Source organism: Sphingomonas sp. (assembly GCF_035910975.1).
GTDB lineage: Bacteria > Pseudomonadota > Alphaproteobacteria > Sphingomonadales > Sphingomonadaceae > Sphingomonas.
This window is the reverse complement of the sequence record NZ_JAMHWM010000029.1, coordinates 1,169,648-1,188,544: the sequence shown is the minus strand read 5'-3', so window position 1 is coordinate 1,188,544 and position 18,897 is coordinate 1,169,648. Positions and strand designations below refer to the sequence as shown.

Sequence of the window (18,897 nt, the reverse complement as noted above, 5' to 3'; positions counted from 1 at the left end):
CGCGAAGATGGTGTGGCTTTTCAGCAACACAAGGGGTCATTTGCCGGGTTTCGTCGCCTTGGGCTGACCCTTTGCGAAGGTGTCGCCGAAGAAGTTGTTCGAATACCAGCGCGGCGCCTGGGCTGCGTCGGCGATCTCGCGGGCGATCAGATAGTTGATCCGCGCGAACTTGGCGCCCGCCTGCCAGTCGATCGGCAGCTTCACCTCGTCGCTGACCTGGTGATAGTGGTTCTTCAGGAAGTCCTCGTTCGCCGCCTTGCCCGGACCCGCATAGCCGGTGGCGAGGAAGATCGACGGCACGCCTTCGGTGACGAAGCTGTAGTGATCCGATCGGGTGAACAGCCCTTCCTCCGGGATAGGATCGGGTGACAGGGTGACGCCGGCCCTGGCGACCGCGGCCGCGGCGGTCTGGCCCAGCGTCGAATGTTCGCCGCCGAACGCGATCACATCGGTGAAGTCATAGGTCAGGATCGGCATGTCGAGGTTGACGACGCCGACAACCTTGCCGCCCGCCGTCACCGGGTTCCTGGCGAGATATTCGGACCCCAGCAGCCCGTCCTCCTCGGCGGTAACGGCGGCGAACAGGATCGATCGCTTCGGCCGGGTGCCGCTTTCGGCAAAGGCGCGCGCGACTTCCAGCATCGTCGCGGTGCCGGCGGCATTGTCCATCGCACCGTTCATGATCTTGTCCGGCCCCTCGGCCTTTTCGTTGAACCCGTCATGGTCGAGGTGCGCCATCAGCACGACATATTCGCCCGCCAGCGCCGGATCGCTGCCGGGCAGTATCGCGACGACGTTCGGACTGGTCATCTTCTCCAGCACGCTGTGGCGTTCGAACGTCACCTTGGCGGGCAGCGCGAAGCCCTTGGGGCGACCGCCCGGCTTCTCGGCCTGCTGGATAACGCGGCCCAGCGGCGTCCTGGCACCGGCGAACAGCGCCTCGCGTGCCACGGGACCGAGCGTTCCGCCGACCAGAAGCTTCGGCGCGATCGAATGCGGTTCTCCCGCCTTGTCGATCCAGCGCAGTTGCGCCTCACCGCCATAGGCGCGCAGGCGATCCCAGGAAATCTGCTTCTCGAACGCGGGGGTCATCACGCTGATCGTGCCGATCGCGCCATGATCCTGCGCCATCCGGCCGCGCCGCGAGGCGAGATGCGCGTTGATCTCGCTATTGCCGCCCAGCGGGGTGCCGGAGAGATAGGCGACGACCTTCCCCTTCACGTCGAGCCCGGCATAGTCGTTGAAGCCGTTCTCCGGCGAATCGATGCCCCAGCCGACGAAGACGACCTCCGCGGTGACGTTCTGATCGGGATATTTCGCGCTCGACCCCATCACGATGTCGACTCCGTTGTCGAACCGCTTGCTGCCGATCGTGATCGTCGCGGGGGCCCCGGCCTTCAACTGGGTCTTCACGAACGGCACCACCTGATACCAGCCGTCGGGCGTGCCCGGCTTCAGGCCCAGCGCGTCGAACTGGGTCGCGACGTACTTCGCGGCGATGTCATAGCCGCGCTCGCCCGCATTCCGCCCCTCCAGCAGGTCGTCGGCCAGGAAGGTGACGTGTGCACGCACCCGATCGGCGCTGAAGGCGGGTTCGGGCGCGGACTGGGCGAGCGCGGGCGCGGCGGCGGTGGCGAGCAGCAGGGCGAACAGGGTGGTGCGCATGAAACGGGCCTTCGCGAACGGAGTTGATGGCGACAGGTTTCGATCAGGAACCTGTCGGACGCAAGATGGCCGCCACGAACTGCACCGCGCTTTCTTGCCGTGGACGGCACCCGCCCGCTAATGGCCGATCATCCCGTTCCCTCCCAGATGCGGACCCTAGATAGATGCGCAAGACTTTCCTCGCGGCCGTTTCGCTCGCCGCCATCGCCGTACCCGCCGCCGTCTCGGCACAGACCGCCGCCCCGGCAGCCGCGAGGCCCGCCTCGCTCGGCCAGCTCGTCGCGCAGGTGAACATTCCGTACGAGACCTTCACCCTGCCCAACGGGCTGCGCGTGATCGTCCACACCGATCGCAAGGCGCCGGTCGTCGGCGTCGCGATCTGGTATCACATCGGTTCCAAGAACGAGCCCAAGGGCAAGACCGGCTTCGCCCACCTGTTCGAACATCTGATGTTCTACGGGTCTGAAAACGCCGACGGCCCGTTCTTCGGCCGGCTCGAGGAAATGGGCGCCACCGACTGGAACGGCACGACCTGGTTCGACCGTACCAATTATTTCCAGACGGTGCCGACCGGCGCGCTCGATCGCATGCTGTTCCTCGAAAGCGACCGCATGGGCCACCTGCTGGGCGCCGTCACCCAGGCCAAGCTCGATACCCAGCGCGGCGTCGTGCAGAACGAGAAGCGCATGGGCGAGAACGAGCCCGGCGGCCTCGTCGATTATGCCGAACTCGCCGCGCTGCTGCCCGAAGGCCACCCCTATCGCCATTCGACGATCGGCTCGATGGCCGATCTCAATTCGGCGAGCCTGGAGGATGTGAAGACCTGGTTCCGTGACCATTACGGCCCCAACAACGCCGTGCTGGTGCTGGCCGGCGACATCGACCTCGCCACCGCCCGGACCAAGGTCGCGAAATATTTCGGCGACATCAAGCGCGGGCCGGACACGGTGCGCCCCAACGTCCCGATCCCGACGCTGCCGGCTCCGGTCGAAAAGGTGATGCACGACCGCGTCGCCACCACCCAGCTGAAGCGCGAATGGACCGCGCCGGGCGCGGTGGACCAGGAAAGCAACACGCTGACGCTGGCGATGGACATATTGGGCGGGCTGGGCAGCTCGCGCCTGTACGACGCGCTGGTCCGCAAGGAGAAGCTGGCGGTCGGCGTGTCCGCCGGCGTCCAGCAGCAGGAAAACCTGTCGTTCGTCGAGATCAGCGCGCGCGTGCGGCCCGGTGTCGACGCCGCCGTCGCGGGCAAGCGGATGGACGAGATCATCGCCCAGTTCCTGAAGGACGGCCCGACCGCCGACGAGGTGCAGCGCGCGGCGACCACGCGCCTCGCCGGCCGCGTGAAGGGCCTGGAGCAGGTCGGCGGGTTCGGCGGCAAGGCCGTCGCGCTGGCCGAGGGCGCGGTCTATTCGAACGATCCGGGAGAGTATAAGCGCGACCTGCAGACGATCGCGTCGGCCACTCCGGCGAGCGTCGGTGCGGTCGCCCGCAAGTGGCTGGGGCGGCCGGTGTTCAAGCTGACGCTCGCGCCCGGCGAGCGGTCCGCCGCCGATCAGGCGCTGGCCGGCAACGACGTCGCCGCGGTCGAGGTGCCCAAGGCGGCGACCGCGCCTGCCCCCGCGCAGGCGGCCGCCAGCGCCGCGCCGTCGCGTGTCCAGCCGGAGATCGGCCAGGTCGCCGCGCTCCAGTTCCCCGCGATCGAGCGCACCACGCTCAAAAACGGGATGAAGGTGGTGTTCGCGCGGCGCTCGACGCTGCCGGTGGTGCGCGTCGCGCTGTCGTTCGATGCCGGCAACTCCGCCGACGACAAGGCGAAGCTGGGCACCCACGCGCTGATGACGTCGCTGCTCGATGAAGGCACGACGACGCGCAGCGCAACGCAGATCGCCGAGGAGGAGGAGCGGCTGGGTGCTTCGATCGGCGCGTCCGGGGGCATGGACGCCACCACCGTGTCGCTGTCGGCGCTGAAGCCCAACCTCGCCGCCTCGCTCGATCTGTTCGCCGATATCGTCCGCAACCCCGCCTTCGCTCCGACCGAGGTCGAGCGGCTGCGCGGCACGCTCGTCACCCGCATCGCGACCGAGATGACCCAGCCGCAGAACATCGCGCTGCGTATGCTGCCGCCGGCGATCTACGGCGCGCAGCATCCCTACGGCGTGCCGTTCACGGGTTCGGGCACCCCGCAGGGTGTGAAAGCCGTTACCCGCGACGATCTGGTCGCGTTCCACGGCAAGTGGATCCGGCCGGACAACGGGACGATCTTCGTCGTCGGCGACACCACGCTCGCCGAGATGAAGCCGCTGCTCGAAAGCCGTTTCGGCACCTGGGCGGTGCCAACGACGCCCAAGGGTACCAAGAATTTCACCGCCGCGATTCCCGAATCGAAGGAACGCATCCTGCTGATCGACAAGCCGCAGTCGCCGCAGTCGATGATCATCGCGGGCAAGGTGCTGCCGACCAAGGGTACCGACAATCCCCTGTTGCTGAGCATCGCCAACGACGTGCTGGGCGGGTCGGCCACGTCGCGCCTCATCATGGACCTGCGCGAGACCAAGGGTTGGGCCTATTACGCCGGCACATCGATGCAGACGGTGAAGGACCGCATGCCGATGCTGGTGATCGCGCCGGTACAGGCCGACAAGACCGGCCCGTCGATCGCCGCCGCCAAGGCCGATATCGTCGCTTTCCTGGGCGACAAGGGCGCCACTGCCGACGAAGCGGACCGCGCGATCCGCAATTCTGTCCTGTCGCTGCCGGGCAGCTTCGAGACCGCCGGCGACCTGATGGGCGGGCTGATGTCGATCGAGCGCTTCGGGCGGCCGGACGATTATTACGTCAAGCTGCCAGCGCGCTATCGCGCGATGACGCCGCAGGCGATCGACGGCGCCGCGCGCGCGGCGATCGACCCGTCGAAGCTGACGTGGATCGTCGTCGGCGACGCCGCAGTGGTGAAGCCGCAGCTTGACTCGCTGGGTATCCCTGTCGAGGTGGTGGGCGGAGCGCCGGCGGCGCCCGCCGCGACCCCCGCGGCGGCACCGGCACCGGCGGCGAAGTAAGGGAGAGAGACGCGATGGCGAATATCGACGGCAGCTGGGATACCCTCGTCAAGTCGCCGATGGGCGACCAGAAGGCGACGCTGACGATCACTTCGTCGGGCGACGCCTTCACCGGGCAATATTCCGGCGCGATGGGCACGACGGAGATCAAGAACGGCAAGGTCGACGGCGACACGCTGTCGTGGAGCCTCGACATCACCATTCCGATGCCGATGACGCTGACCGCGCAGGCGACCGTCGACGGCGACGCGATGACCGGCCAGGTGACGGCGGGCGCTTTCGGCAGCTTCCCGATGACGGGGACGCGGCTGGGCTGACCGGGCTGAAGAGCATGGTTTGAGAGAAGGGCGCGTCGTGCGAGCGGCGCGCTCTTTTCGTTGTGGCACCTTGTCGGGCTTAGCTCCAATTGGCAAACGCTGGGCCAGCCGGAGGCATTGGTGGCATGAAGAACAAGCGTGGAGGCATGACCGCTGGGGAGTTGCTCGCGCAACTCGCTACCGACCCTGAGTATCAGGCTGTGCACGAGGCGAAAGATCGTGAATTTGCCGAGATCGCCGAACAGCGGAGGAAAGAGCAGCAGCCATTATTGAATGATTTATCCGCGGCTGGTGTTACCGTAGATTCGGTCCACCACTTGTTGCAGATGCAAAATTTGAACGAACGGATTTACCGTGTTTTGCTCGAACACATAACAAAACCGTACACGCCATGGCTTTTGGAATGGATCGGGCGCGCGTTTGGGCACAAGACAGCGAGGCCGATCATATGGGATAGGCTCTTGGGTCTTATCAAATCCCATGTTTTGGAAGATCGCGCAGTTCAAGGCGCCATGGCGGCTATATCGGATTTGGCGCGACCCAAAGACTTGGGCAGCCTAATTGATTTGCTGTCGGATACCTCGCTTGGATCAAGCCGCCTATTTCTGGTTAGAAACCTGATGAGGTCAAAAAGGCCGGAGGCGAGATCTGCCCTAATTCGGTTTCAGGCCGATCCCGACCTTACTCGCGAGATCACCTCACGCTTACGCCGGAGGCTGGTCTAAATATCCACTCCCACCCAATCGCCGCCGTCTCTACCTTTTCACCCGCGTGACATGCCCCATCTTCCGTCCGGCGCGGGCCTCGTGCTTGCCGTAGAGGTGCAGATGGGCGTCGTGTTCGGCCAGCACCTGCGGCCAGCGTTCCCAGTCGGCGCCGATCAGGTTTTCCATTTCCGCGCCGTGGCCGACGATGTCGGTCGATCCCAGCGGCAGGCCGCAGATCGCGCGGATGTGGTTCTCGAACTGCGACGTCACCGCGCCCTCGATCGTCCAGTGGCCCGAATTGTGGACGCGCGGCGCCATTTCGTTGAACACCGGGCCGTCCGCGCCGACGAAGAACTCCAGCGTCAGGATGCCGACATGGTCGAGCGCGGCGGCGACGCGGCCGGCGAGCGCGGCGGCCTCGGTCCACTGCGCGGCGACTTCCGCCGGGGCGGGCACGGTCGAGGTCGCCAGGATGCCGTCGACATGGACATTATGCGGCGGCGCGTAGCTGACGATGGTGCCGTCTACCCCACGCGCCAGCACGATCGAGAATTCATGGTCGAATGCCACGAACCCCTCGAGCACCGCCGGCGCCGCGCCGATCCGTTCCCATGCCGCCGGCGCCTGATCGGGGCAGGCGATGCGCGCCTGGCCGTGCCCGTCATAGCCGAAGCGGGAGGTCTTGAGGATCGCGGGACAGCCGATCGCGGCGATCGCGGCGTCGAGGTCGGCCAGCGACGTCACCTCGCGCCACGGCGCCGGGCGGCCGCCCAGCCCCTCGACGAAGCGTTTCTCGCTCGCGCGGTCCTGGGCCGTCGCCAGGCTGATCGCGGGCGGGCGTACCGGCACGATGGGTGCCAGCGCGGCGATCGGCGCGAAGGCGACATTCTCGAATTCATAGGTGACGACGTCGACGCTGCGCGCGAAGGCGGCGAGCGCTGCGGCATCGTCGTAGCGCGCCCGCGTCATCAGTGGCGACACGTCGTTGGCCGGCCCCGTTTCCGGCGCGTAGATGTGGGTGCGATAGCCGAGCTGCGCGGCGGCGACCGCCAGCATCCGTCCGAGCTGGCCCGAGCCGAGGATGCCGATCGTCGATCCGGGGGGGAGGGCGGTCATGGTCTCGACTCCGTTCGCGCTGAGCTTGTCGAAGCGCTGTATTTCTCGTCACGAAGAAGGGCAGGGCTTCGACAGGCTCAGCCCGAACGGGACCTGGGGCCTCCGCCCTATTCCGGCGTCTCCGCCACGCCCTCGGTCTGCGCGGCGCGCCAGACGACCAGCCGTTCCTCCAGCGCGGGATCGGCCGTCGCCAGGATCGCCGCCGCCAGCAGGCCCGCGTTGATCGCGCCCGCCTTGCCGATCGCCAGCGTGCCGACGGGGATCCCGCCGGGCATCTGCGCGATCGACAGCAGGCTGTCCATGCCCTTCAGCGCCTTGCTCTCGACAGGCACGCCCAGCACGGGCAGGTGGGTCATCGCCGCCGCCATGCCGGGCAGATGCGCCGCGCCGCCAGCGCCCGCGACGATCACCTTCAGCCCGCGGGACGCCGCCGACGTGGCATAGTCGTACAGCCGGTCGGGCGTGCGGTGGGCGGACACGACGCGCGTTTCATGAGCGACGCCCAGCGTATCGAGCATCTCGGCGGCGTGGCGCATCGTCTCCCAGTCGGAAGTCGATCCCATGATGATGCCGACGCGTGTCATGGCGCGCGCCTAGCGCAGTTACGGCGGCAAACCAATCGGCTTTGCGAAAGGCGGAACCCGAACGTGCGAGCCATGCGTTGCGTGGCCGTACCGATGGAGATGCCGAACGCCATGACCCACAGCCCGCCGATCCCCGAAGCCAACCGCTCGCCCTATCCGATCGCCGAACCGCCGCACCCCGAGCCGGCTGCGGATGAAACTGCCAACCTGCCGGTCGTGGTCGAGGATACCGACAGCGTCATCGATCGGCTGCGCGCCTTGCCGCTCGGGAGGATCGGTGCGGCGGTCGGCCTGGGCGGCGCGCTGATCGCCGGCATGCTGCTCGGCTGGCGGCGGAGCGGGAAGCGGCCGGCGAGGACGCGGAAATAAGACGGGCTAGGGTCAGGACCCTAGGGAAGGCTGTCCTCGTCCCCGGACCGCAGGTGCTTGCGCAGCGCGGTGCGGCGGTTACCCCGGGCGATCGCGGCCGGATCGACCGTTTCGGCGCGGCGCACCAGCCCTTCCACCTCGCCCAGCAGCTCGTACATCAGCACCTGTCGCCGCAGGCGCGGCGCGGTCGAGGCTTCGTCGAGGTAATTGTCGATCAGTTCGGGCACGCGGCGTTCTAGTTTCAGCCGCAGTTCGCCGAAGCTGGAGAAATGATCGACCATGTCGCCGCGCGACACCAGCAGGTCGCGCCGCCGACGGATCGCGGTGATTCGCCCGCGCGTCAGCAGCCCGCCGGCCCGGTACAGCCGGTCCCACGCGCGGTCGGCGGCGATCGTCTCCGGCGGCGGGGGCGGGGCCTTGGGCAGGCGGCGGGTGACGGTCGCCACGACCAGCGCGACGATGAGCCCTGCGACGACCGCCCCGCGCGGCTGGAACCCCGCGCCCTCGACCAGCAGCGCGACCGTCGCCAGAGCCACCGGCAGCGCGATGAGCGTGCGCCGCGGCCGCGCCGACAGCGCGACGATCAGGCAGACGGCGAGGATGGCGATCAGGATTGCGGCGATCATCGGTCCGCTCGGTCCTTCCCGCCCAGCATGTCCTTCAGCCCGGCGAAGGCCCCGGCGGGCTTCGTCGCGTCCTCGGTCTGCACGCCTGCCTCGCGTAACGCTGCCTCGGCACGAGACGATCGCGGATAGGGATCGAGCGCCAGCGCCAGCGTCTCCGCCGCCGCCTCGCCCAGGTCGATCGCGCTGCCCGAATAGAACATCGTGTCGAGATCGCCGCCGTCGAGCTCGACCTCGTCGGCCAGCGCGTCGTCGGCCGCCTCGGGCAGGAAACGGATGTCGAACGGTTCGTCGATCGTCGCCGGCACCGGATCGCCCGTCGCGATGCACGGCTGGACTACCGCAGCCGACAGCGTGCCGCTCGCGATGATCCCGGTCGCGTCGCGGCGCAGGGTGTAGTCCGCGGTCAACCGGTCGAGCGCGGTCAGGCCGAAGCGCGCGGCGAGCGCCATCCGCTCGCCCTCGTCCGCCGCGATCGCGACCGCGACCGCGCCCTCGCCGATCGTGTCGAGCCGGCGCGGGCGTGAGAATTCGACCGCGCCGGTCATGCCGGCAACTCGCCTTTCGCCAACGCGTCGAGCGGGGTTGTCGCCAGCGCCGTGTCGAACCGCAGCAGCGCGTCGCGCACATGCGCCAGCGCTGGTTCGCCCGGATGGGCGTCGCGATAGAGGTTGCGCACCAGCGCCTCGTCGATGGACCCCGCCGCCAGCCCGTCGCGGTATGCGCCCAGCCGCCCGCCCAGCATCGACATCATCCGTCCGATATGCTTGCCGACCACGATATCGCCGATGCCTATCTCGCGCAGTTGCGGGTCCATGTCGTCGACGAATCGTTCGGCCAGCGCGACGCCCAGCCGGTCGCCAGCGGGATCGCGCTCGATCCTCAGCAGCGTCAGCGTCAGGACGGCGGCGATCATGTCGAACCGGCCGTCGATCGTGTCGGCGACGTCGCCGTCCTCATACCAGTGCGGCCGGCGTGCGCGCTCCACGATTCCCGCGTACAGCGCCGCCGCGTCGTCCTTGCGCCCGAACAGGCGATCGATCAGTCCCAAGTCATGCTCCCGATACCCGCGCTTGTCGCGGGGCGTTTGCGCGCATATTGAGGCGAACGCGCGCGGTTGCAACGCCGCGCCGCCTTGTTGCCGGAGAGTATCATGTTCCGTCCCGCCGCCCTTCTGCTCCTCGCCGGCGTTGCCGCGTCGGCCTGCACGCCGCTGCGCGGGCATCAGGGCTATATCCTCGACGCCGACCTCATCAACTCGATCCAGCCGGGCGTCGATAACCGCGCGAGCGTGGAACAGGTGCTCGGCCGCCCGACCATCGCCGGCCAGTTCAATAGCGGCGACTGGTATTATGTCGCGCGGGACACGCGCAACCTGGCGTTCAACCAGCCCAAGCCGGTGACGCAGACGACGCTGCGCATCCGCTTCGACCAGGCCGGCAACGTTGCCGCGATAGACCGGCTGGGCCTCGAACAGGTCGCTTCGATCAGCCCGTCGAGCAAGAAGACGCCGACGCTTGGCCGCGAGCGCGGCTTCTTCGAGGATCTGTTCGGCAATATCGGCACCGTCGGCGCGCCGGGCGCCGGGGCGCCGGGCGGGCCATAGTCCCGCAGCTTTCGTTTCGCTGACGATCCCGTTCCCGCCGCGTTCAGCGCGCGACGCGTAGCTCCGTCGATACCGGCCGGCCTGCCAGGCCCGGCCGCCGACATGGAGGTACGAGATGCGCAAGTTCATCATCACCGGCCTGATCGCCGCCGTCGCGATGCCGGCCATGGCGGTGCCCGCCGCCGCCCAGTCTCAGCGCGAGGTGCGTCGCGATGCCCGCGAGGTGCGCGACGCCCGCCGAGACCTTGATCGCGCCCACGCTCGCGGTGATCGCCGCGATGTTCGCGAGGCACGCCGCGACCTGCGCGACGCCCGCGCCGACCAGCGTCATTCGGTCAACGAGCGTGATCGCCGCTGGGGCAACGACGACTGGCGCGGCTGGCGCGATCGCAACCGGGGCACTTATTCGCGCGGCAGCTGGAACGCCCCGTTCCGCTACCAGAGCTTCCGCGCGGGCGTGCGGATCGGCGCGCCCTACTACGCCCAGCGTCACTGGATCGCCGATCCGTGGCGCTACCGACTGGCCCCCGCCGCGCGTTATCAGCAGTGGGTGCGGCACTATGACGACGCGTTGCTGGTCGATACCCGGCGCGGCACCGTCGTCCGGGTGATCCGCAACTTCTACTGGTAGGGTCGGAACGCAAGCGGCCGCGTCGCAGGTAAGCGTCGACGCGGCCGTGTGCGTTTCCGCAAAACGCACCGGTCCCGAAAGGGGGTAGGACCAAGGCGCGCAACGCACGAACCCGGAAATGGTTCGCGCGGGCGTTACATTTGTGTCAGGCCCGGTCGATCAGCGCCCCCGATCAGCGCATGGTGAAGCGGACCTGGTCGATCGTCCGCCCCGCCGGATCGGTCAGCCGGATCAGATGTGGCCCCGGCCCGGCGAGTATCAGCGGCCCGGCATCGGCGGCGCCCAGATCGCGACGGTCGAGCCACAACCGATGCCCGGCGACCTCCCCCGACACGCCGATCGCCAGACGCTGGCGGGCGGGCGGGATGTCCGGATCGAGCGCGTAGACGCTGCCGGAGACAGGGCTGGTGATGCGCGGGCGGCGCGCGGCTGGTGGCGCGGCGGTCAGCACCGCCTGCCCCGTGCCGGCCAGGAAATATTCGCGGCGCGGCTGCTCGATCGCGCCGGCGAAGCTGATCGGGCGGGTCTCGATCCCTTCTGGCCGGGCCGGCGTGCCGCCGTCGCCCAGCGCCAGCATCACGTCGCGCCACACGGGCGCCGCGCCGCTGGTGCCCGATACCGCGCGCATCGGATCGCCCTCCAGATTGCCGACCCACACCGCGACGGTGAAGCGCGGGGTGTAGCCGACGCACCAATTGTCGCGCATGCCCTTGGACGTGCCGGTCTTCACCGCCGCCCAGAAGGGGAGGCGCAGCGCCGAATCGAGCCCGAAGCTGGCGGCGCGGGCGGCGGGGTCGGCGAGCATGTCGCCGACCAGCCATGCCGCCTGCGGGCTGGTGACCTTGCGCGACGCTTCGCGCGGCGCATCGGCGCTCAGCCGCAGCGGCGACCATCGCCCGCCGTTCGCCAGCGCGCGATAGGCGGCGGCCTGTTCCAGCAGCGTCACCTCGGCCGATCCCAGCGCCAGGCTGAACCCGTAATATTGCCCGTCCTCGACGAGGCCGCGATAGCCGGTGTCCCACAACCGGTCACGGAACGCGTCCACCCCGGTGAGCAGCAAGGTCCGCACCGCCGGCACGTTGAGCGAGCCCGCCAGCGCGGTGCGCGCCGACACCGGCCCCTTGAACGCGCGGTCGTAGTTCTGCGGCACGTACAGGCCCGACGCGGTGTCGAGCTGGACCGGCGAATCGTCGAGGATCGAGGCGGGGGTCAGATAGCCGCGCTCGATCGCTTGAGCATAAAGGAACGGCTTCAGCGTCGATCCGGCTTGGCGATAGGAATTGGCCCCGTCGACCTGAGGCGCGGTCGACGCACCGCCGACGCCGCCGACATAGGCGAGCACATCGCCGCTGGCGTTGTCGATCACCACCACCGCGCCATCGCGTGCGCGGGTGCCGCCCAGCCCGATCAGCTGGCGGGCGAGCGCGGTCGCGGCAAGGCGCTGGATACGGGCATCGAGCGTCGAGGTCACGCGCAGGCCGGGCGTGGTCAGCATACGGGCGGAGAGATGCGGGGCGAGGCCGGGGTCGAGCGCGAGGCTGCGCGTCGGGCCAAGCATCGACGCGGCGGCACCGGCGAAACGCGAACAGGCCTCCGCCCGTGCCAGCCGGCAGGCACGCCGCGCGACCTGATCCGCCCGTGCCTGCGGATTTGGCAGCAGCGCGACGAGCAGCGCGGCATCGTCGGCGGAAAGCGCGGCGGGCGTCTTGCCGAACAGCCCGAGCGCGGCGGCGCCGATCCCCTGCGCCTCGCCGCGAAAGCCGGCGAGGTTCAGATAGCCTTCCAGTATCTCGTCCTTTGACCATGCGCGCTCCAGCGCCCAGGCGGCGCGCATCTGGCGCAGCTTGTCGAGGGGGCCGCGCGCGCCTGGCGCGGCGAGCGACGGCGCCAGATAGCCGGCGAGCTGCATCGTCAGCGTGCTGGCGCCGCGCGCGCGCTGGCCCCGGACGCGATCGCGCAGCGACCCGGCCAGCGCGAGCGTATCGACGCCCGAATGGTTCTCGAAACGGCGGTCCTCGGCGACGACCAGTGTGTCGCGCACCGGCCGGGCGATGTCATCGAGCGGCGTCCAGGCGAGGCGGCGGCGGGCGAAATCGACGCGGGCGCTGTCGATCAGCCGACCGTGACGATCGTAGAGCCAGGCCTCCGATGGCTTCCACGCTTCGCGTACGGCGGCGTAACCGGGCAGCGGCGGCGGGCGGGTGATCCAGTCAGCGAAGGCGGCGAGTAGCGCCACCGTCAGGATCGCGCCGAGCGCTACCCACATCCCCCGTTTGCCCTGAACCTCTCGAAGCACTGCCTTTCTTCCTAGCCGCGAGGCCTGCGGCACGAAGAAAAGGGCAGCCCTTCGACAGGCTCAGGGCGAACGGTCACGGAACTCGTCACCGCTGCGCCACCACCATCGTCGCATTGGGCACCGCCGCGCGGATCGCGGGTGAATACATCGCCTCGACCCGGCTGGGCGGCAGTTGCAGCCGGCCCGCGCCGTTCAGCCGCACGACGTAGCTGACGGTGAAGCGCCCACGCGGCACCCAGGCGAAATAGGCTCGCCACGCGTCACGCCCGCGCTCGATATAGCTCGGCTGCACGCCGTCGCCCTCGGTCGCCTGGTCGGCCAGCAGTTGCGACTGGTTCGCCATGCCGCCGATCACCGTGGCGCCCGCGGGCAGCGGATCGCTGACCACCACCCAGTTACGCTCTGCGGCCGCCTCGACGTCGATCGTCACGCGCAGCACGTCGCCGCGCGTGTAGACGCCTTTCGTCTTGGCCTGCACCGCCTCGACCCGCTTGGTCATGCGATATCCCGCCGCGAGCGGCTGGCTGAGCGGCACGGCGGCGCGGACCAATACCGTTGCCCACGGTCCCGCACCGCCAGCCTGCGCCAGCCTGAGCGGCGTCTGGGCAGCGGGCAGGGGCAGCGACAACAGGCGCGATTGCGGTGCAAGCGGCCAGTTCGCCGTCCGGCTGGCCGGCCCCAGCGACGCGGTGGTGATCCCGGCGATCGCGCTGGCCGGATAGACCTCGCCGAAGCGCCGCGCGGCGATCGTGCCCCAGGCGTTGGCGGTGGTCGTGTCCCAATGGCCGCGCGCCTGCCGGAAGCCCGCGCCCGCCATCATGCGTGGCGCATCGTCCTCCCAGCCGGGCCGCCCGGTGACGGCGATCACGGCCTTGATCGCCGCCTCATCGGCGGACGACATCAGCCACCAGGATGCATTCGCGCTGTCGGTCAGGTCCAGCCGCGTACCTTCATAGGCCAGGCGGGTACGCAGCACGCCTTCCGCCTGCTGGCGCAATGCCGGCGCATTGGCGATGCCGGGCACCTTGCCCAGCGCGACCAGATAGTCGGCGAGGCTGGCGGTCGGCATCTCGTTCGGCGCGATGCCGAGTTGGCCGAGCATTCCCGGCTGTGCGGCCCCGGCGCGGGCCAGCGCGGCGAAGGCGGCGATCTTCTGCAACCGCACGTCGCCGTAATCCTCGTGGCGCAGGCGACCGTCGAGCACCGCCTTCAGCGCCTCGATCATGCGGCCGCGCGGACCCTCGGGCAGCGGCAGGCCAGCCTCGCTGGTGACCGACAGGACATAGGATGTCAGCGCCTCCGACCCGCGCAGCGATCCGCTGGGGAAATACCGCAGCAGGCCGGTCTCATCGACGTGCGCCGGCATTTCGCCGGCCAGGGTCTGCCACATGCCGGCATCGCCCAACGCGACCGCGCGCGACAGCCGCTGTTCGAAACAGCCGTAGGGATAGGCCGCCATATAGTCCCGCACCCCGGCGAGCGGCGGCGCGAGCGTGTCGGCCAGCGCGATATCGACGCTGCCATAGCCGGGCAGCGCACCGGCGGGCCGCTGGATCGGCACGGTCGTGGCATCGCCGACGCGGGTCAGCACCGCCGCCCATGTCTCGACCGGGACGGCGGGCGCGACGTCCTGCACGGCCGTCAGCACATCGACCGCCTTGCCGTCGCTCGATCGTGCCGTCACCTTCCAGCGGAGTTGCCCCTGCTGGCCCGGCGCGGTCAGGTTCCACGCGATCGGCATCGCGCCGCCGGCCGGGATCGTCACGGTCAGCGGACGCCCCTGCGCAACGCGCGGGGTGACCTCGACGTTCGCCGTCACCGTCATCGGCCGATCGCTGCCATTGCGCAGCGTGAAGCCGGCGGCATACCAGTCGCCGGTGCGGACCAGCGGGGGGACGCCGGCGAACAGCTGCAGGTCCTGCGAGGTGCGCAGGCTCGTCTCGCCGGTGCCGAACATGGCCGGGCCGGCGGTGGCGATCGCGACCATGCGGAACGACGACAGCGCGTCGTTGAGCTGGACCGGCACGGTCGCGCGACCCTGCGCATCGAGCGGCACCTTGCCGCGCCACAGCAGCACCGGCTGGAAGTTCTCGCGGTTGAGGCCGGAGAGGTCGCCGCCACCGCCGCCGCCGGGCGCGGCGGTCTTGCGGCCGTAATGGCGCTTGCCGACGATCTGCATCTGCGCGGTCGATGTAAGCACGGCCGAGCGCCGTTCGCCCATCATCGCGTCGAGCAGCTTCCACGATTCATTGGGCGCGAGTTGCAGCAGCGCCTCGTCCACGGCGACGAAGGCGACATCGGCCGACGCGGCGGGCTTGCCGTCGGGCGTCTGCACGGCGAGCGCGATGTTGGCGGTCTCGCGTGCGGCGTATCGCTCGCGATCGGCCTTCATCGCCACATTGAGGCGGTGCGTTTCCCAGCCGACCTTCACGTGCGCCATGCCGATCCGATAGGCGGGCTTGGCGAGATCGACCGTTGCGGTCGGCGCCGCGCCCTCGCGGTTCAGCCACGGCAGGCCCCAATTGCGCGCGAGGTCGGCAAGCCACAGCCGCCACCCGCCGACGCGCCCGCGCACCACCAGAACGCTGACGAACACATCGGGGGCATAGGCGCCGGGCATCGGCACCTCGACGACGGGATCCTTGCCCGACAGTTCGGTGACGAAGCTTGAGATGACGCCTTCGCGCTCCACGGTCACCAGCGCGGTGGCCGACCGGAACGGCATTCGCACCTGGAAGCGCGCGGCCTCGCCGGCCTTGTACTCCTGCTGTTCGGCGACCAGGTCCATCCGGTCGCCGTTGTCGCCGCCGAACCACCAGTCGTCGTCGCCGGCAAGCCACACCGATTTCACCGCGCGGGCGACATTGCCGTCGACGTCCTCGGTAGTGGCGACGGCATAGACCTCGCCCGACACGCCGGGATCGAGCTGGCATTCGGCGAGGCCCAGCGCGTCGGTGCTGGCCGAACAACGCGCGCCGAGCTTCGTCGTCTTCATGCGATTGTCGTAGGCATAGAAGCCGCCGATCAGCCGCCGCCGCGCGGTCAGGATCTCGCGGCTGTAGAGCGCGACCGAGACCTTCTGCCCCTTGATCGGCTTGCCGTCGGTGTCGAGCGCGACGAATTTCAGGCGCAGATCGTCCTGTTTCATCAGCCAGCCGTCGCCCTTGACCCCGAGCTGCACTGCGGAGGCCCAGAGCGGCACGCTGCGCGAGGCGGTCAGCACTTCGCCATTGGCGTCCTGATAATCCATTTCGACCAGCATCTGGGTATTGGCGTCGATCGCCGGCACCTCGATGGTCGATCGGCCACCGCCGTCGCCGCCCAGCGTCACCGGCAGCGATTGCGTGGGGGGCAGCGGGGCGACCTCTTCCTCTCCATTGCCGTTCATCGGCTTCACGCCTTCCGCCACGGCATCGCCGCCGAAGGTGTAGGCGTCCCAGTTTCTGGGCGTGGAACTGCGCGGGAAATATCCGATGCGCAGGTCCACCGGCAGGTTCGACGCGCCCCCGCCCGACAGGTAGCCGACGAACAGGTCGAGCGGCAGCGTCTTGGGCTTGACCGCGGCTTCCTTCGGCCCGGTCACCGTCGCCTTCATCGTCGGCAGGCGGTATTCGTCGAGCTTGATCGACTGGTCGGTGTAGATGGTCTTCTCGTCCGCGCCCGTGCCCGTCACGATGCGCAGGTCGTAATCGCCCATCGGTGCGCCCTGCGGCGCGGTCCAGCTGGTTTCGCCGGTGCCGCTGGCGTCGATCCTCAGCGGCAGGTCGAACACCGTGTCGGATCCGCGGTGCGACAGCTTCAGCGTGCCGGTGAAGGCGGGGCTGATCGCGAATCCGCCGGCAACGGGGCGCCGCACGATATGCTTCATGTTCACCGTCTCGCCGGCGCGGGCGAGCGCGCGATCGAAGATGGTGTGGACGATCTCGGTCTTGCTCTCCCAGCCATAGGGCAGGTCGAAGTCGAACGGGCGGATGCCCTCGCCCCAGCTCGTCAGGTCGAAGGCGAAGTCGCCGGCCTTGCGGGCCGAGATCATCAGCGGGTGCGGTCCGGGCGTGTCGCCCGGCTTCTCGCAGCTGCCCCAGGTCTCGGGCTCGGGCAGTCCCTTCGACACCGCCAGCCGGCCGCTCGCGTCGGTGGTGCCGCGCGCCAGCAGCGCGCCGGTGCAGCTGTCGGTCACCCGCACGTCGGCGCCGCCCACCGGCTTGCCGGTGTCGAGCGCGGTCACCCAGGCGAGCGAGCCCTCGCGCCCCCATTTGAAGTGCACGCTCATGTTGGTGACGAGCGCGCCGGCCGCGACATAGCGCGGCGCGTCGCGGCCGAGCAGCGCGCGGCCGAGCGTCGGCGAGGCTAGCTCGACGACGTAGAAGCCGGGCTTCTCCAGCGGCACGCCGACCACTTCGAACTGCTTGCCCTTGCCGGGCAGGTCGATGCTTAGCGGCGCGCCCTTTCCGGCGGGCAGGATGGCGCGCGATCCGGTATTGTTGGTGCGGATCGTCTCGCCATTCACCTCTTTCTCGTCGACGTCGTAATCGTCGGCGTCGTCGATCGTGCGCAGCCACTTTGCGATCTCGCCGTCCGACGCATCGACCCGCAGGCTCTGGCCGGAGACCGACGTGGTGCGCCCGGCGAGTTGAGGCTCGACCGCGCGGACGGTCAGCGGCAGCACGCCGCCTTCCTTCGCTTCGAGGATGCCGAAGGGGGCGGCGAACTTCACCAGCGGCGGCGCGGCGTCGAACCGCAGGTCGAGCGGGAAACGTTCGGCATTGGACAGCGCGCGGCCGCTCTCGTCCTTGATCGCATCGGGCAGGATCAGCTTCGCCGGGGTCGCCTCCGGCAGCGGCGCGGTGAAACGGATGTCGCTGACCATCACCTTCGACTTGTCGTCGTCGGTGAAGCCGGCCTTCAGCACCTGGCCCCCGGCCGTCTCGATGCGGATCGCTGCTGCGGCCTCACGCGGGATCGGCGCGGTGAAGCGGACCCACGCTTCCTGTACCGGGCTGCACCCGGCCTGCGGGTTGACGCGGCTACATTCGAAGCGTGCGGTGAAGGGCTTGCGCACGCTATAGTCGAACCGCTGGTCGGTGCCCGCCGTGCGGCCGCCGGCGCCGGCGATGTTCGCGCCCCATACCAGCGCGATGTCGCGGCCGGGCGGCAACGGACGGCGACATTTCAGTGCGACCACGCTCGCCAGCGCCCGCGCCCTGTCTTCCGCCTTTTCCGGCAGATCGGCCGCGAGCCCGGCATTCTCGAGGAAGCTGCGCACCGGCCAGTTGTCGCTGCCCAGTTCGGACAAAAGCTTGCCCGGCACGTCGGCATCGAGCACCTCGACCGGCACCTTCTCGCCCAGGCCATCGACCGCGCAATAGGCGTTTGCGCCCACCGACTGGCGGCTGGCCGGCATGTTAGCGGCGACCAGGAAGACTTGGTCCTCCTCGATCTCGCTCGATCCGTCGGTGCCCGCCATCACCGCGCGCGCCACCGGGCCTCCGGCATCGACAGTGAAACCGCGCGTGCCGGACACCGCATAGCCGGCGCTGCTCTTCAGCGTCTCGTTCAGCTCGAACCGGCAACTGGCCCCGCCCGGCAGGCCGGTGGCGAAATCATAGACCCAGGTCGATGGATCGACCCAGCGGCCCTCGCCGCCGACCGGGCAGGTCACCTTGGCAGGCGCGGCGGCGCGCGGATCGCCGAGCGGCACCATCGGCGCGGAGAAGCGCAGGGTAAACCGTTCGATCGCGCCATTACCGACGCCGGGCGTCGCCAGCGTGACCTTGGGCGAGGCATCGCCATGCGCGGCGAACGGCAGCAGAGCGGCGGCGAGCAGCGCAAGACGGGCGGCGAGCTTCACAGGCATTCCCCAGGCACGAATTTCGCCGCGAAGGTGGAGCGCCGCCGCGGGCAAGTCCAGCACGCGATTTCGG

The 18,897-nt window shown here is 69.3% G+C and carries 14 protein-coding genes; 6 read left to right on the top strand and 8 right to left on the bottom strand.

From position 1 onward, the window contains the following. Positions 1 to 36: 36 nt before the first annotated feature. Entirely contained in the window at positions 37 to 1,665 is a 1,629-nt protein-coding gene (locus VYI76_RS12090; RefSeq protein WP_326524981.1) for a M28 family metallopeptidase, read from the bottom strand. Positions 1,666 to 1,829: 164 nt separating this feature from the next. On the opposite strand from VYI76_RS12090, the gene VYI76_RS12085 reads away from it, so the two are divergent. The 3 genes from VYI76_RS12085 (at position 1,830) to VYI76_RS12075 (ending at position 5,769) form a co-directional block, all read left to right on the top strand. Further along, positions 1,830 to 4,727, top strand: coding sequence for a M16 family metallopeptidase (locus tag VYI76_RS12085; protein WP_326524980.1), 2,898 nt, complete (start codon positions 1,830 to 1,832; stop codon positions 4,725 to 4,727). A gap of 14 nt (positions 4,728 to 4,741) precedes the next feature. Further along, entirely contained in the window at positions 4,742 to 5,044 is a 303-nt protein-coding gene (locus VYI76_RS12080; protein ID WP_326524979.1) for a hypothetical protein, read from the top strand. A gap of 125 nt (positions 5,045 to 5,169) precedes the next feature. Then, positions 5,170 to 5,769, top strand: a complete 600-nt coding sequence (locus VYI76_RS12075) for a hypothetical protein (RefSeq protein ID WP_326524978.1) — start codon at positions 5,170 to 5,172, stop codon at positions 5,767 to 5,769. Between the two features lie 30 nt (positions 5,770 to 5,799). Here the strand turns inward: VYI76_RS12075 and VYI76_RS12070 are convergent, their stop codons facing one another. Then, a complete protein-coding gene (locus VYI76_RS12070) occupies positions 5,800 to 6,867 on the bottom strand; it encodes a 5-(carboxyamino)imidazole ribonucleotide synthase (protein WP_326524977.1) in 1,068 nt (355 codons plus the stop codon). Positions 6,868 to 6,974: 107 nt separating this feature from the next. Further along, a complete protein-coding gene (gene purE / locus VYI76_RS12065) occupies positions 6,975 to 7,451 on the bottom strand; it encodes a 5-(carboxyamino)imidazole ribonucleotide mutase (RefSeq protein WP_326524976.1) in 477 nt (158 codons plus the stop codon). Between the two features lie 111 nt (positions 7,452 to 7,562). Between purE and VYI76_RS12060 the strand changes: the two genes are divergently transcribed. After that, positions 7,563 to 7,820: a hypothetical protein gene (locus VYI76_RS12060; protein WP_326524975.1), complete on the top strand. Its 258-nt coding sequence runs from the start codon at positions 7,563 to 7,565 to the stop codon at positions 7,818 to 7,820. A gap of 20 nt (positions 7,821 to 7,840) precedes the next feature. On the opposite strand, the gene VYI76_RS12055 is transcribed toward VYI76_RS12060, so the two are convergent. Genes VYI76_RS12055 through VYI76_RS12045 form a run of 3 tightly spaced genes read right to left on the bottom strand, consistent with a single transcriptional unit; the run spans position 7,841 to position 9,494 of the window. Further along, complete coding sequence (locus VYI76_RS12055) at positions 7,841 to 8,446, bottom strand: hypothetical protein (RefSeq protein WP_326524974.1); 606 nt, start codon at positions 8,444 to 8,446, stop codon at positions 7,841 to 7,843. Continuing rightward, complete coding sequence (locus VYI76_RS12050; RefSeq protein WP_326524973.1) at positions 8,443 to 8,991, bottom strand: YceD family protein; 549 nt, start codon at positions 8,989 to 8,991, stop codon at positions 8,443 to 8,445. The genes VYI76_RS12055 and VYI76_RS12050 overlap by 4 nt, the downstream gene beginning before the upstream one ends. Further along, positions 8,988 to 9,494 carry a ubiquinol-cytochrome C chaperone family protein gene (locus VYI76_RS12045; RefSeq protein WP_326524972.1) on the bottom strand — a complete coding sequence of 169 codons (507 nt, stop codon included), beginning with the start codon at positions 9,492 to 9,494 and terminating at the stop codon, positions 8,988 to 8,990. The genes VYI76_RS12050 and VYI76_RS12045 overlap by 4 nt, the downstream gene beginning before the upstream one ends. Before the next feature lie 102 nt (positions 9,495 to 9,596). Here VYI76_RS12045 and VYI76_RS12040 point away from each other — a divergent pair, with 102 nt between their 5' ends. Beyond that, on the top strand, positions 9,597 to 10,049 hold the full coding sequence (locus VYI76_RS12040) for an outer membrane protein assembly factor BamE (protein WP_326524971.1): 453 nt from the start codon (positions 9,597 to 9,599) through the stop codon (positions 10,047 to 10,049). Positions 10,050 to 10,164: 115 nt separating this feature from the next. Then, positions 10,165 to 10,680, top strand: coding sequence for an RcnB family protein (locus VYI76_RS12035; RefSeq protein ID WP_326524970.1), 516 nt, complete (start codon positions 10,165 to 10,167; stop codon positions 10,678 to 10,680). Positions 10,681 to 10,852: 172 nt separating this feature from the next. Here VYI76_RS12035 and pbpC read toward each other — a convergent pair whose 3' ends face one another. Next, complete coding sequence (pbpC, locus tag VYI76_RS12030) at positions 10,853 to 12,946, bottom strand: penicillin-binding protein 1C (protein ID WP_326524969.1); 2,094 nt, start codon at positions 12,944 to 12,946, stop codon at positions 10,853 to 10,855. 115 nt (positions 12,947 to 13,061) lie between these two features. Then, positions 13,062 to 18,830: an alpha-2-macroglobulin family protein gene (locus VYI76_RS12025; protein WP_443018949.1), complete on the bottom strand. Its 5,769-nt coding sequence runs from the start codon at positions 18,828 to 18,830 to the stop codon at positions 13,062 to 13,064. Between the last annotated feature and the right edge of the window lie 67 nt (positions 18,831 to 18,897).

Excerpts from the sequence above, each read along its gene's own strand:
- VYI76_RS12090 (WP_326524981.1), bottom strand. The coding sequence starts at position 1,665 with ATGCGCACCACCCTGTTCGCCCTGCTGCTCGCCACCGCCGCCGCGCCC.
- VYI76_RS12085 (WP_326524980.1), top strand. The coding sequence starts at position 1,830 with ATGCGCAAGACTTTCCTCGCGGCCGTTTCGCTCGCCGCCATCGCCGTA.
- VYI76_RS12080 (WP_326524979.1), top strand. The coding sequence starts at position 4,742 with ATGGCGAATATCGACGGCAGCTGGGATACCCTCGTCAAGTCGCCGATG.
- VYI76_RS12075 (WP_326524978.1), top strand. The coding sequence starts at position 5,170 with ATGAAGAACAAGCGTGGAGGCATGACCGCTGGGGAGTTGCTCGCGCAA.
- VYI76_RS12070 (WP_326524977.1), bottom strand. The coding sequence starts at position 6,867 with ATGACCGCCCTCCCCCCCGGATCGACGATCGGCATCCTCGGCTCGGGC.
- purE (WP_326524976.1), bottom strand. The coding sequence starts at position 7,451 with ATGACACGCGTCGGCATCATCATGGGATCGACTTCCGACTGGGAGACG.
- VYI76_RS12060 (WP_326524975.1), top strand. The coding sequence starts at position 7,563 with ATGACCCACAGCCCGCCGATCCCCGAAGCCAACCGCTCGCCCTATCCG.
- VYI76_RS12055 (WP_326524974.1), bottom strand. The coding sequence starts at position 8,446 with ATGATCGCCGCAATCCTGATCGCCATCCTCGCCGTCTGCCTGATCGTC.
- VYI76_RS12050 (WP_326524973.1), bottom strand. The coding sequence starts at position 8,991 with ATGACCGGCGCGGTCGAATTCTCACGCCCGCGCCGGCTCGACACGATC.
- VYI76_RS12040 (WP_326524971.1), top strand. The coding sequence starts at position 9,597 with ATGTTCCGTCCCGCCGCCCTTCTGCTCCTCGCCGGCGTTGCCGCGTCG.
- VYI76_RS12035 (WP_326524970.1), top strand. The coding sequence starts at position 10,165 with ATGCGCAAGTTCATCATCACCGGCCTGATCGCCGCCGTCGCGATGCCG.
- pbpC (WP_326524969.1), bottom strand. The coding sequence starts at position 12,946 with ATGTGGGTAGCGCTCGGCGCGATCCTGACGGTGGCGCTACTCGCCGCC.
- VYI76_RS12025 (WP_443018949.1), bottom strand. The coding sequence starts at position 18,830 with ATGCCTGTGAAGCTCGCCGCCCGTCTTGCGCTGCTCGCCGCCGCTCTG.